This window comes from Natrialba chahannaoensis JCM 10990 (assembly GCF_000337135.1).
In the GTDB taxonomy this organism is placed as follows: domain Archaea; phylum Halobacteriota; class Halobacteria; order Halobacteriales; family Natrialbaceae; genus Natrialba; species Natrialba chahannaoensis.
The window spans coordinates 1-13,503 of record NZ_AOIN01000060.1 but is presented as its reverse complement, the minus strand read 5'-3'; the positions used below and the strand labels follow the sequence as shown (position 1 = coordinate 13,503).

The 13,503-nt window shown below is 59.7% G+C and carries 10 protein-coding genes and 3 pseudogenes; 8 read left to right on the top strand and 5 right to left on the bottom strand.

Annotation, left to right across the window (positions count from 1 at the left end; all coding sequences use genetic code 11):
- Nucleotides 1-75 precede the first annotated feature (75 nt).
- The 4 genes and pseudogenes from hpt to C482_RS22370 form a co-directional block, all read left to right on the top strand.
- The gene (gene hpt / locus C482_RS10900; RefSeq protein ID WP_006167680.1) at nt 76-621 is read left to right on the top strand and encodes a hypoxanthine/guanine phosphoribosyltransferase; all 546 of its coding nucleotides are present in this window, start codon (nt 76-78) and stop codon (nt 619-621) included.
- 323 nt (nt 622-944) lie between these two features.
- Entirely contained in the window at nt 945-2,357 is a 1,413-nt protein-coding gene (locus tag C482_RS10895; protein ID WP_006167679.1) for a uracil-xanthine permease family protein, read from the top strand.
- A gap of 497 nt (nt 2,358-2,854) precedes the next feature.
- Entirely contained in the window at nt 2,855-3,286 is a 432-nt protein-coding gene (locus tag C482_RS10890) for a CBS domain-containing protein (RefSeq protein ID WP_049896637.1), read from the top strand.
- A gap of 421 nt (nt 3,287-3,707) precedes the next feature.
- Nucleotides 3,708-3,889 (top strand): annotated as a pseudogene (locus C482_RS22370) (IS6 family transposase); the annotation flags it as partial.
- 350 nt (nt 3,890-4,239) lie between these two features.
- Here C482_RS22370 and C482_RS10885 read toward each other — a convergent pair.
- Nucleotides 4,240-5,391 (bottom strand): acyl-CoA dehydrogenase family protein, encoded by a 1,152-nt coding sequence (locus tag C482_RS10885; RefSeq protein WP_006167676.1) that lies wholly within the window; start codon nt 5,389-5,391, stop codon nt 4,240-4,242.
- Nucleotides 5,392-5,506: 115 nt separating this feature from the next.
- On the opposite strand from C482_RS10885, the gene C482_RS10880 reads away from it, so the two are divergent.
- On the top strand, nt 5,507-7,480 hold the full coding sequence (locus tag C482_RS10880; RefSeq protein WP_006167675.1) for a 3-hydroxyacyl-CoA dehydrogenase/enoyl-CoA hydratase family protein: 1,974 nt from the start codon (nt 5,507-5,509) through the stop codon (nt 7,478-7,480).
- A 127-nt stretch (nt 7,481-7,607) separates the two neighbouring features.
- Here C482_RS10880 and C482_RS10875 read toward each other — a convergent pair whose 3' ends face one another.
- The 3 genes from C482_RS10875 to C482_RS10865 all read right to left on the bottom strand — a co-directional run bounded on the left by C482_RS10875 (nt 7,608) and on the right by C482_RS10865 (nt 11,141).
- A complete protein-coding gene (locus tag C482_RS10875; protein ID WP_006167674.1) occupies nt 7,608-9,956 on the bottom strand; it encodes a PAS domain S-box protein in 2,349 nt (782 codons plus the stop codon).
- A 264-nt stretch (nt 9,957-10,220) separates the two neighbouring features.
- Nucleotides 10,221-10,631, bottom strand: a complete 411-nt coding sequence (locus C482_RS10870; RefSeq protein ID WP_006167673.1) for a cupin domain-containing protein — start codon at nt 10,629-10,631, stop codon at nt 10,221-10,223.
- 81 nt (nt 10,632-10,712) lie between these two features.
- Entirely contained in the window at nt 10,713-11,141 is a 429-nt protein-coding gene (locus C482_RS10865; RefSeq protein ID WP_006167672.1) for a CopG family ribbon-helix-helix protein, read from the bottom strand.
- A gap of 58 nt (nt 11,142-11,199) precedes the next feature.
- Here C482_RS10865 and C482_RS22365 point away from each other — a divergent pair.
- Nucleotides 11,200-11,301 (top strand): annotated as a pseudogene (locus tag C482_RS22365) (creatininase family protein); the annotation flags it as partial.
- Between the two features lie 157 nt (nt 11,302-11,458).
- A complete protein-coding gene (locus C482_RS10860; RefSeq protein WP_049896641.1) occupies nt 11,459-11,917 on the top strand; it encodes a hypothetical protein in 459 nt (152 codons plus the stop codon).
- On the opposite strand, the gene C482_RS10855 is transcribed toward C482_RS10860, so the two are convergent.
- Nucleotides 11,902-12,606 (bottom strand): O-methyltransferase, encoded by a 705-nt coding sequence (locus tag C482_RS10855; RefSeq protein WP_006167670.1) that lies wholly within the window; start codon nt 12,604-12,606, stop codon nt 11,902-11,904. The two genes, C482_RS10860 and C482_RS10855, sit on opposite strands and share 16 nt — an antisense overlap.
- A 370-nt stretch (nt 12,607-12,976) precedes the next feature.
- Here C482_RS10855 and C482_RS21150 point away from each other — a divergent pair.
- Nucleotides 12,977-13,084, top strand: a pseudogene (locus C482_RS21150) (IS6 family transposase); the annotation flags it as partial.
- Nucleotides 13,085-13,503: the final 419 nt, after the last annotated feature.

The following is a 13,503-nucleotide window of genomic DNA, read 5'->3' as shown; positions in this document are numbered from 1 at the left end:
TGCCCATCCGGGCGAAACACTCTCAACCGGAGCCGAGAACGAACCCCTTTTGCCACGATTGACCCAACCCACCCCATGGACCGACTCCTCGAGTCGCTCGACGACGCGCCAATCATCGACAAGGACGGCTACGAGTACCTCGTCCACCCGATCAGCAACGGCGTCCCGATGCTCGACCCCGCACTGCTGCGCGAGGTCGTCGTCGAGGTCATGCAAACCGCCGACCTGAACGTCGACAAGATCGTCGCCCCCGAAGCGATGGGCATCCATCTCGCAACCGCCGTTTCGCTCCAGACGGACATCCCGCTCGTCGTCATCCGCAAGCGCGAGTACGGCCTCGACGGCGAAGTCTCGCTCCACCAGGAGACCGGCTACTCCGAATCGGAGATGTACATTAACGACGTCGAACCCGGCGACCGCGTCGTCATCATTGACGACATGCTCTCGACCGGTGGCACCCTGGCCTCGATCTGTACCGCCCTGGACGACATTGGTGCCGACATCTCTGACATCATCGTTGTCATGCGAAAAGTCGGTCCCTCCGCCCTCGATGACACCGAGTTCGACGCAACGAGTCTCATCGACATCACGGTCGAAGACGGCGAGGTTGTCGTTCACTGATCGCGCGTTTGGAACTGGACTCGGCTGGGCGAGACTGGACTGTACTATAGTAACAACTGCAACTATTTACACACTGATCGCACAGCCGTCGTGCGATCAGGTGCGCATTGACTTGCAGTGGCTACTATAGACTGCACTCTGCATTCCACTGGACTCGAGTACATAGCGCGCTCATTCCCAATACCACCAACTGATAAGCGCGTGTTGTGTTTCACAGTTCTCAAATTATATCCACGAGAGTGTATAGATTGGTGCGAAGAGAACACCATTATGAGCGTACATACGAAATCTTTTACGCCTCGATACGTAGATCCCAGTCATAGATGACGAACGATCCTGGGGATGGCATCGAACTCGAGTATGGGCTCGACGAGAAGCCGCCGATGGCGAAGTCAATCCTGCTCGGGTTGCAACACGTGGCGGTGATGATTGTGCCGGCGACGGCGGTGGCATACATCGTCGCCGGCAACGTCGGACTCGATGGGGCTGACACGGCCTACATCGTCCAGATGGTGTTGCTCTTTTCCGGCCTGGCGACGGTTATCCAGGCGTACACGATCGGTCCCGTCGGTGCAAAGCTGCCGATTGTCATGGGTTCGAGTTTCACGTTCGTCGGCGCAGCGACGACGATCGGTATCGAGTTCGGGATGGCCGCCGTCTTCGGGGCGATTCTCGTCACCGGGTTCGTCGTCGAGGGCTTCATCGGCTGGCAGTTCAAGCGCATCAAACCCTTCTTCCCGCCGCTCGTGACCGGGCTCGTCGTCGTGATTATCGGCCTGTATCTGATTCCGGTGGGCATGGACTACGCCGCTGGCGGGTCCGCAGCACAAGACGCCGGCGAGTTCGGCGCGATTCAGCACATCGGACTGGCAGCGCTGGTGCTGGCTATCGCTGTCGGGCTCAATATGCTCACGCGCGGGGTGACGCGGCTGTTGAGCGTCCTTGTTGCAATCGCTGCCGGCTACGCTGCCGCGCTCGCATTGGATGTGGTCTACGGCTTCGGACTCGTCGACTTCTCGTCAGTGGGGAGTGCGGATGCAATCGCGTTCCCGTCACCGACCCACTTTGGGTTCGAATTCGAACCGATCGCAATCCTCGTCTTCGCGTTCCTCTTTCTGGTCTCCGCAATGGAAACTGTCGGTGACATGTCCGGCGTCACTGCCGCAGAGGGGCGAAACCCCGATGACCGCGAGTTCCGCGGTGCACTCTTCAACGACGGGTCGCTGAGTTCGCTCGGCTCTATCTTCGGCACGTTTCCGGTGACCTCGTTCTCACAGAACGTCGGTATCGTCACCTTCACGGGTGTGATGAGCCGCCACGTCGTCGGTATCAGTGGCGTCATTCTCGCGATACTCGGTCTCAGCCCGGTAACCGGTGCCCTGGTGACGACGATTCCGAGCGCCGTCTTCGGTGGTGCGGTCCTCCTGATGGTCGGGATGGTCGCCGCCAGCGGCTTCCGATTAATCGTCCTGCATACCGAACTCAACCGCCGCAACATGGTCATCGTTGCCGTCTCGCTCGGTCTCGGACTCGGGATCGCGACGACCCCCGAAGCGATTAGCGGGCTGCCGAACGCGGCCCAGACGTTCTTCGGTGAACCGGTGATCCTGACCGCGCTCTCGGCGCTCATGCTCAACACCATCGTCCCTGGAGAGCAGAGTCCGCTGTTCGACGCCGCATCTCCTGAAGACACCAGTAGCGCAGACGCTGCTGTGCCAAATCCGGGAGACGACTAATTCGTCTCATCGGTTACGGCTCTGTTACGCTCAAGAAGTGTTTCTTCGACCTCTAGCGTCCTCTCTAGGTTGGACTCGAACACTTCGATACGCTCCGAACGCCGTCATCGAACTCGAGTGAAACTCGGTACGACCCTATCGTAATATCGGCGGTACACTCTCGGTCAGTGCGTACAGCCGTCTGGTTCCCGCAACGAGAACGGTACACATCGCCTCAACGGAGTCGAATCGGAGGTCGATGAGAGCATCGAACATAACCCACAGGTTGATCAACGCTTACCGGTGGAGAAGCAACAATGACAGCGAAGAATGCCGAGTAGTGGTTCATCTCAAGCAGCAAGACACCATTCGTTCTTTCACACCGTTCTGATTTCTAGACTTTCTTGTTCTAGCATTAGAAGCTATTTCCCGCTTCTCGTGGTACTCGTCCTGTGGGCAATGTTAACATATGTCATTGGCCACGATTACTCCTCGCAAGAGGAGAGGAGGAGACTCGCATGCCTGTCAAAGACATCGCTCGCCCACGTGAAGAACTGGTATCAGCAGAACCGACAGCGTCCATACGAGAGGTCTGTCAGCTTATGGACGACAAGAAGGTCGGCTGTGTCGTGATCGAATCGGAGAACAAACCAGCCGGGATTATCACCGACCGCGACGTCAGTATGGCGTTCGGAGAGGGGAAAAGCCTCGAAGATCTAACAGCCGACGACATCATGAACCGTGATCCGCACACGGTATCGTCCGATGATGGCGTGTTCGAACTCTGTGCGACAATGGCCGAACATGGCGTGCGCCGCATGCCGGTTATTAAGGACGACACACTGACAGGGATCATCACGTTTGACGATCTGGTTGTGCTCCTTGACGACGAAATGAGCAATCTCTCAGACGTCGTCCGAACCGAGTCGCCGGCGTACGAGACATCGTGAACCGGTACCTGCTCCGCTTTTTTGCAACTGAACAGTTTGGCTCCGTTCCAGAGTAGGGATCAAATTGCCGTTTGGCTTTTCCCCAAGTTCGAGACAGAACATCTCTCTCTCTCTTAGAAGAGTGGCGTTTCACTTGCCGGTACAGATCGATGACCGCGTGACTGGGACAGTCGAAGTCGTTGAAGAACTCGGTGACAGTAAGTACTGCCTCTCCACGACTGTCAGAAACACTACGCAGGAGAAACTGGCTCTTGAGGGAGAGGCTGTTGTGTTGATGGACAAATAGACAGGCAGATAATAACAAATCCATCTTTCTACAAGCAGGGAACTCCGGACGTTAGGCCGGGAAAGAATGCGACACAGTACTGACCAACCACTACTCGGTGGCAGGCCCGGAAACTGACCCCTATTGCGCGAAAACCACCTAGCGGCTGCATTAGGTCGATCAGGACTCCGATTTCAACCCACCCGCCATGGAACTCGGAACGCTGTTGTACGTACTTTGAAGAGATGAAACGGTGAACCCCCTCATTCAGAGATAGCTTTAGCCACGCCGATCAAGCAACCGCAGAACCGTGGCTGCAACCCTCCGCCGCCTGGTGAAACTCGCTAAACTAAACACGATGGGCAGCCACCGCCAAAGTCTGAAACAGTGCTGGTAAGGAGGGACCTGCAGCGCATACTGTCACTGCAGAGTTGCTTGGTGTATGAGTTGCACGGCGTGGAAATTGGTTGACTGCTCGCAGTCCTGACGCAACCGGAAGCGTGACGGAAGGTACAGAGTCGATTTCTCGCTTGAGTCATAACGACGGTTACTCAAGTACACTCATGCCAGGCGACTGCACTGCACAAACTGCGAATCGCCACTCTATTACTCCTGCTACTGCGTGGATCGTCTCCAAAAAAGCAACGTGGTAACATCCGCTGTCGTAGCGGTCCTCTCGGGTGTTTGCTTAGAATCCCTTGCCGAGCATCTCGCGCGCGATAACGTTCTTCTGAATCTCCGAGGTTCCCTCGTAGATCTGCGTAATCTTCGCGTCGCGGTAGAGTCGCTCGACCGGGAAGTCGTTGACGTAGCCAGCGCCACCGTGGATCTGGACAGCCTCGTCAGCAACGTCGACAGCGATACGGGAGGCGTACTCCTTCGCCATCGAGGCCAGCTTCGTGATGTCGTTGCCCTGGTCGACGTTCCAGGCCGCCTTGTACGTCAGGTTACGGGCCGCCTCGGTGTCCGTCGCCATCTCAGCAAGCTTGTGCTGGATCGCCTGGAATTCCGAAATCGACTGCCCGAACTGCTCGCGGTCCTGGGCGTACTCGAGTGCAGCGCGCGTAGCACCCTTGGCGATGCCGACGCCCTGTGCGGCGACGGCGGTACGGGTCTCGTCGAAGAACTGCATCTGCTGCATGAACGCGGCGTCTTTGGTGCCGATGAGGTTCTCTTCGGGGACGCGGACGTCGTCAAAGACGAGTTCGGCGGTGTCGGAGGCGCGGATGCCCAGTTTGCCGGTGATCTTCTCGGCAGAGAAACCGTCGCGATCGGACTCGACGACGATCTGGCTGAAGCCGTTGTACCGGCCCTGTGCGTCGGGGTTGGTCTTACAGAGGACGACGAAGAAGTCGCCGACGGTACCGTTGGTGATCCACATCTTGGTGCCGTTGATCACCCACTCGTCGCCGTCCTTCTCGGCACGCGTCGAGACGGAGGAGACGTCAGAGCCGGTGTCGGGCTCGGAGATTGCAGCGCCGGAGATCTTCTCGCCCATCGCGACGGGTTCGAGGTAGCGCTCCTTCTGGTCTTCGGTGCCGAAGTTCATGATCGCCTCACAGCCGAAGGATGTCGAGACGATCGACAGCGCGATACCGGGGTCGTAGGAGAACAGTTCCTCGGTGATGATCGCGGTGTCGAGGATGGAGTAGCCGGCACCACCGTAGTCGATCGGGATGTACGAGCCGGTCAGCCCCATTTCGGCGGCCTTGTCGATGACCTCGTGTGGGTACTTCTCCTCGGTGTCGTACTCCTCGGCGACGGGGACGATTTCGTTCTCGGCGAACCGCTGTACCTCTTCGCGGATCTGTTGCTGTTCTTCGGAGAGACCGAATTCCATGGACAATCGTTACTTTCCGAGCGATAAAGAGCTTTGTAACCGGCTGTAAACTCAAAGAGAGTTTCCTTCCGCAAAGAGGGAAACGTTCAAACGGGTTCCCATTGCACACTGACCCATGGAACTGGAAGACATCAACACCGTCGCAGTTCTCGGTGCAGGGAACATGGGACACGGCATCGCGGAGGTCGCCGCGATGGCTGGCTACGACGTCGCACTGCGCGACATTAAAGAAGAATTCGTCCAGAACGGCTACGAACAGATTGAGTGGTCACTCAACAAGCTCGCCGAAAAGGACCAGCTCAGCCAGGACGAAGCCGACGCCGCACTCGAGCGCGTCACGCCGATCGTCGATGTCGAGGAAGCCGTCGGCAACGCCGACGTCGTCATCGAGGCCGTCCCGGAGAAGATGGAGATCAAGAAGGACGTCTACGGTGAGGTTGAGGAGCACGCGCCCGACCACACCATCTTCGCGACGAACACCTCGAGTCTCTCGATCACGGACCTCGCTGACGTGACCGAGCGCCCCGAGCAGTTCTGTGGCATGCACTTCTTCAACCCGCCAGTCCGCATGCAGCTCGTCGAGGTTATCTCCGGTGCGGAGAGCTCCGACGACACGCTCGACGTCATTGAGGAACTCGCCGACGACTTCGGCAAGACGCCGGTCCGCGTCCACAAGGACTCGCCAGGCTTCATCGTCAACCGCATCCTTGTCCCCCTGATGAACGAAGCCTCTTGGCTCGTCAGCGAGGACGAGGCGACCATCTCGGAGGTCGACTCGACCACGAAGTACGACATGGGGCTCCCGATGGGCAGCTTCGAACTCGGCGACCAGGTCGGCAACGACGTGAGCTTCCACGTCCTCGAGTACATGCACGACGTGCTCGGTGAGGCCTACGAGCCAGCGCCACTTCTCGAGGAGAAGGTCGAGAACGAAGAGCTCGGCAAGAAGACGGGCAAGGGCTTCTACGACTACGAGGACGGTCCCGGTGCCGATATTCCGACCGACGAGCAGTCGGAGTTCGTCAAGGATCGCCTGCTGGCGACGATGGCCAACGAGGCCGCGAAGCTGATTGGCAACGACGTCGCGCCGCCGGCCTCGATCGACGAGGCAGTACAGCTTGGTGCCGGCTTCCCGGATGGGCCGGTCAAGCTGGTCGACGAGTACGGCCTCGACACCCTGCTCGAGACGCTCGAAGAGGCCTACGACGAGACCGGCCACGAGCGCTACGAGCCGGCAGACTTCCTCGCGGAGCGCGCCGACGAGGGCGGCTTCTACGAGAGCGACGAGGACGAGGACGGCGTCGACTTCGACGCCATCCGCGTCGAGTACCCCGGCGAGATGGTCGGCCACATCGTCCTCGACCGGCCACACCGCATGAACACGATCAGCGACGACCTGCTCGCCGAGCTCTCTGAGGCCATCGACCTGCTCGAAGCCGACGAGGAGGTCCGTGCGATCCTCATCACCGGCGAGGGCGAGAAGGCCTTCTCCGCCGGTGCCGACGTCCAGAGCATGGCTGCCGGCGGCGCGGACTCTCTCGGCGCGATTGAGCTCTCGAAGAACGGCCAATCTACCTTTGGCGAACTCGAGTCCTGTGACCTGCCGGTCGTCGCCGGTATCGACGGCTTCTGTCTCGGCGGCGGAATGGAGCTCGCCACCTGCGCCGACCTCCGCGTTGCAAGCGAGCGTTCGGAGTTCGGTCAGCCAGAACTCAACCTCGGCCTGATCCCCGGCTGGGGCGGCACGCAGCGACTCTCCCAGATCGTCGGCGAAGGCCGTGCGAAGGAGATCATATTCACCGCAGAGCGCTACGAAGCCGACGTGATGGCAGACTATGGCTTCGTCAACGATGTCGTCGAGAACGACGACCTCGAGGACGCCGCGTTCGATCTCGCCGCCCAACTGGCTGGCGGTCCGCCGATCGCCCAGAAGTTCACCAAGCGCGCGATGCTCGCGGGTCGCGACGACACCGAGGCGGGACTCGAGTACGAGGCCTCCGCGTTCGGTCACCTGATGGCGACGGACGACCTGATGGAGGGTATTACGGCGTTTATGGGCGACGGCGAGCCTGAGTTCGAAGGGAAGTAAGAGCGAACTGGAACTGGAGCCGGAACTGAAACTGAACACGGCTGCCGACAACCGGCCGTGGCCAGCAATCGACTCGATATTTTTTGCCGGCTACGACACGACCGAGCTGTCACTGTCTGCGACAGTGTTACTGCTCGGCGTTCCCAGTCACGAACTCAAATCGTGCCCCACCAGCCTCGCTCTCACGCGCCGTCACCTGCCAGTCGTGGCCCGTCGCCACCTCGCGAACGATCCAGAGCCCGATCCCAAGACTGTCTGTCGCCGACGAAATCGACGGGTCGAACAGGTCGTCGTTTGCTGCCAGATCGTCTGGCAATCCGGAGCCGTTGTCCGCGACGAAAAAGCCACACGGGTCGCCTGTCTGCTCGTCTCCACCCGCTATCGAGAGCCGTCGCTGGTCGCTGGACTCGAACTCGAGTACCCCCACACGCATGGCCAACTCGTCGGTCTCCCCATTGGGACAGCCGTGTTCGATGGCGTTTCGGAACAGGTTCTCGAAGACGCGCAGGAGCCGCGATCGGTCGGCCATGAACGTCGTTGTCTCGGTCAGCGTGAGTGTGGCCTCGCCCGTCGAGACGTGTTCCCAGGCCTCCCTGGCGACGGTTTCGAGGTCGACGCGCTCGGTATCGCTTGCCCACGTGCCGTCGCGGGCGATGGCGAGGACATCGTGTATGATCGCCTCCATGCGGTCAAGACTCCGCTGAGCCGTTGGGAGGTGTTCGAGCGAGCCGGTTTCGTCGATAAGGTCGAGATAGCCCTGGGCGATGCCGAGGGGGTTGCGAAGGTCGTGGCTGACGATGCGTGCGAAGGCGTCGAGGCGCTCGTTCTGTTTACGTAGGCGGCGCTCGTTCTGTTTTCGTTCGGTGATGTCACGGAGGACACCGACGGTACCGCCAATGGTGATAGTGGTGTCAGTGCCGGTATCGGTGGCAGTATCAATGTCGCCGCCACTGTCGGTACCGCTCCCACTGGCACTCCCGCTGTCGTTGTTGGTACCGTCACCACTGGGACGGTCGAGGACAGCAATCTGTGCCTCACAGGTGACGTACGAGCCGGTCTTCGTCTCTAGGGGCACTTCGATCGTCGCCGATCGGCGGTCGGCCTCAACGAGCGACTGAACGGTCTCTGTGGCGTGTTCGATCGTCTGGTCGTCGAAGAGCAAGGAAATGTGTTCGCCGAGGAGCCATTCACGGCTGTAGCCGGTCATCTCGACGAACGCGTCGTTCACCGTCATCACGTGACCCGAGCCGTCGAGAACGAATATTCCGTCACCTGCGGTCTTCACGAGGCGTTCGTACCGGTGCAGCGTTCGCTCTTGTTGTTCGAGTTGGCCACGAATCGCGATCGTCTCGAGAACGTGGGAAGCCACGCCGGCGACGGCGCGAATCGTCCGACGGGTGCTGGCTGTGAACGTCGTCGGTGCGTAGACGACGAGGACGCCATACCGGTCTGACTCCGTTGCGAGCGGAGCAACTGCAATTGAACGAGCGCCATGGTCACGTGCCCGGTCGTGAAACGGCGCAGGGGTGAACGCCCCGCCCGAGATGGCTAGGTCAGGCTGTGAGGTGAGATTCTGCGTCTGGAGGCGCTGGGAGTACAGCGCCCGCTCGAGAAGCGGATTTGCACCGTTTCCGACACGGAACGTGCGATGGATGGGCCACTCGGTCGCGTCCGGATCTGTCGCCCAGGGAACGACCGAGCGTTCGCCGCGGTCGTACTCGCCGACCCAGGCGAAGACGAACGCGTCGCGCTCCGTGAAGACGGTTCGAAGCACTCGCTCGACCGTTTGGGGCGAGGTCGCGTCGGCCAGTTCGCGCCGAACGGTCGCGACAAGTTCGGGGTGGGACACGTCGACTGCCTCGCCGTCGTCGGATCGACCACTGGATTCAACGCCGGTCCGCTCGAGTTCGGGGAAGCCAGACCGTCCGTTCGGTGCTCCGGCATCGATGCTCGACAGGACAGTCGCGGCGAGACCGCCGGACCCCGCAGTCGCGTTCGCCTCTCGCATGGGGCGTGTGGACGACCGGTCCTGTGGCCCGTCCGCAGTTCCCGACGGCGTACCCGGGACCGAGAGTTCGGCGAGTACTGGCTGCGACGGCGCGAGAGCAGTTCCCTCGCCTGCGGTCTCACTTCCGTCCCAGTACGCGAATACTGAGGGTGGCGACGACACATCCTTCTCGAGTTGCGCTACGAACGCCGACACCGAGTCGACGGTTTTGACATCGACAATGATCACGTCGACGCGTTCGTGGTGCTCGTGGTCGGTTCGTTCGTGTCGTCGTCCAGCAGCCGTCTTCGAGTCACTCCAGTCGCCCTCCTCCGGGAAGTCCTGATTACGACTGAACTCGAGTTGGTCGACGGCGAGGTCGGGATCCGGAACGATGCTAACACTCACGGGTGCGTCGGTGAACGCGAGTGTGAGTGCTGCTCGCGTTGATGAGTCGCGGCTGATGCAGAGAACACGTGCGCGGCTCATAGTGGGGCACTCGCACCTGGTGATGGTGTCGTGGGCGTTGGGGTGAGAGTAGCGGCTGTGGTGGGCGTAGGGGAGGTGGTGTCGTCGACGGACACAACGGACCTATCGATCCCAGCGGTTCCAACGAACATAGCGGATAGCTGTCTCGGCGTGTACATTGTCGTGTGGCGTCGGGAAGCGACTGCTCCGTCTGGAAACAGTGTTCAGTGGCCGGTGAACCGGCGTCAGTGTGCAATCGATCACTGTAACGGTACTGGCGCGACTCTAGCCGGCGAACCCGGAGAGTAGCCACTCACCGTTTCCGCTCCCACCACCGTCACCGTCACCATCGCCGTCGCCGTCGTCGTTCCGCAGACTTGGCGCGCTCACGAGGACGAACGCGCTTTCGGTGTCGCCGTTGCGGATCTGCCGCGTGGATTCGGGTGGGATCCACAGCGCGTCTCCGGCTTCCATTGCAACCGGATCGTCGTCGACCACGACCGTCGCCTCGCCCTCGATGAGGACGTAGACCTCCTCGTGGTCGTTGTCCGTGTGATCGTGGGGTTTGCTCTTCCAGTCCGGATCACAGCGGGCGACCGTCACCCCAACCTGCTCCGTCTCGAGTGGGTCGCTCAGGACGTGCATCGCACTCGAGACCTGATCGACCTCCTCGTAGTTCACCTTCCGGTAGGACATGGCTGACTCTTAGCGCGGATCACAGTAAAGGTACGCGTTCAGTACGGCTTCGAGTGCGGTTCAGCCTGGGGACCGCCAGTTTCAGTGATCCTGACTGAGCGGGTCGAAACTGTCGACTGGCGTCACCGAGTAGTCGACCGTCAGGGCATCCTTGGTCGCGCGAATCTTCCCGACGAAGGTGGAAATATCCTCGAGTTCGCCCTCGAGAACGAACAGTTCCATGCAGTAGTGGTCGCCGACGTGACTGTGGAAATTCGAGGCGACGAGGCCCTCGTGCTCGTGGCGCAGGTGCATCATGCGCTCCTCGACAGCGGTTGTTTCGTAATCAAAGAGGACCGTAACGATCGCCATGAGCTCGCGGTCTTCTAGACGCGTGTCTTCGAACTCGCCGAGGAGGTTTCGCGAGGCCTCTCGGACGACTTCGCTGCGGCCGGTGTAGCCGTGTTCCTCTGCAAACTGGTCGAGTCGATCGAGAAGTTCGTCCGGCATTGAGACGCTGACGACTGCCATATAATAACTCAGTGGCAGAAATCTATTAAGGTTTATCATCACGCATGGCGTCGTCGACTTCGACTACGACGCCGCACGCGTCCACGGCACGACGACGTTCTACGACACCTTCGAGAACAGCCCGAACGGCGTCTTCGGCGAGCAGACCTCATACCGTCCCCACACGTCGATCCGCAGCCAGGGAGCGGTCGGTAGCAACGGACCGATAGCGGAGAGACGGCGTCTCCACCGATCATATGACGGCACTGCTGTTCATCACGCTACTGTACCGGAGCCAACAGCTATATATTCAGTCGGCTATACGTGCCAGCAACGCGGTGCACGACGTGATTCCGACAACAATCCGTTCGGATCGACACCTGCTTGCCGTATCGTTTGCCTGCTTTGGCGTCGCGGGCGCTGCCGGGGCAACCGCCGACGCACTTGGTCCAACACTCGGAGCGACGGCGCTCGCCATCGGTGGCGTCTACACGGTCGCGCGCTACGCGAATCGGGTTTCACGCCGATCGCTCGCCACCAACGCACTGGCATTCTGGAGTGGCTTTCTCGCAATCTCTGGGACTCACCTCGTCGGACTCGGAACCATCGGCGCAGTCGCGCCCGGCCCGGACAGCGTGGTTGCCCTCGGGCTCACGGTGCTCACCTGGGCAACGTTGCTAACCGCCTGTGCGGCAACGACGTTCCTCGGCTTCCGAGAATACGGCGCGACAGTCAGTGCCGACACGCCAGAAGAACAGGTACTCGAGGGCGACACCTCAGATTATCCCACGCGGTAACTCACTGCGATTCCTTCTCCAAGCGGAATGACGACTGTCTCGAATGCTGGGTCTGCCGTCACGCGCTGGAGATAGTCCGCAATGCCGCGTGTGTGTTCGTTGCTCTCGGCTTCGATGACGCGGCGCGCCGCATCGTCGCCAGCCTGTGCGGCCTCGACCATGTCGAGTAGTTTTTCGAATTCGATGACGCTCGCCGAGATGGCGTTGTCCGCGATGATAACGCCACCGACCGGCACCTTCGAGCGGATCGCCTCGAAGGCGTCCTCATACTGGTGTTTCTGGATGTCGATCAACACTACGTCGAACGGACCGTCGTACTTGCCGGCCGTCTCGACCGCGTCACCAAGTTCGTACCGCGCGAGATCGTCGTAGCCGCCTGCGGCCATGTACTCACGGGCCTGGTCAAGTTCGTCCTCGTCGACCTCAGTGAGGACGATCTCGCCGCTGCCATCGTTCGGGAGGGCCTCTGCGAACCAGTAGGCAGAGTAGCCGTAGCCAGAGCCGAACTCGAAAATACGCTCGGCATCGCTCATGCGAGCGACGAACCGGAGGAACGCGCCGACCTCCGGACCGACGTGTGGAAAGCCGTGTTCCTCGGCGAAGTGGTCCATCTCCGCCAGCGTCTCGTCCGGTTCGGGACCAACTGCGCGAACGAAGCGACTGATCTCGGCTGCGATAACGTCGACCATAGCTGATACTTCCGGGGAGACCATATCAAAGGTGAGGTCGGGGCAGACGGTCGGCGCTGCAGTCGAGAGCAGATGACGAACGCAGAAGGGGAGAAACAGTTGGTGATTTGGATTTTTGGGCAGTGTTTTGTGAAGATCGCGTTCAGGAGAGGGCAAGCAGTTACCGAAGCGGTATCGATCTATCCGAATTATAGCAAAAATCGCCTGCTGAATACAGAGGTTCGGCCTTGTTTAGACGCTCAAACGTTAACAGTAGAGGGTCGATCGAACTCGTGTCGTCGTGCTAGCAGCTCAGGGGGAATGACAAATTTACTAGGGAGTGAAGCAGGACGTGTTCGTTGTGTACACGAAGACCTCCCGCTTCACAGAGAACCACGTCGAAAAGTGGTTTCAAACTGTCTCAATGCGGATCGACCGCTTTCACTCGTTCTGGAAGGGCAGTCCAGACAGCGCAAGACGCTGGCTCAGACGCTTCAGATCTCTGTGACTCACAGAGGAAAGATAGAATTATTGATGTGAACGTAGCTAGGAATCTAAACCAGTCATTCAGATGCGTCATAAATCCACAATACCACGACGTCTATTTCTTGCAGGTATAGCCGTTAGCTTAGCTGGATGTTCAATGCCCAGTCGAAATAATACTGTGCAAGCTTCAATCCAGGATGCTAAAGCATATCTAGTTGAGCCCGATCAACTAGTCGCTTTAGTTGATATCACAAAACCAGAAGGGGAAGAAGTCCAAGTGACTTTACGGTGGTCGCTCGCCACAGAGGACTATACACAGGCCTCTGTAACAACATTTATTATCGAACGCTCTTGTGTAGCACTTTGTTGATTTCACAGTGTGGCTTTGATAGCGTGTTTGAGCGCTTCTCTCCCTGGTTTCCGCAGTAGCTT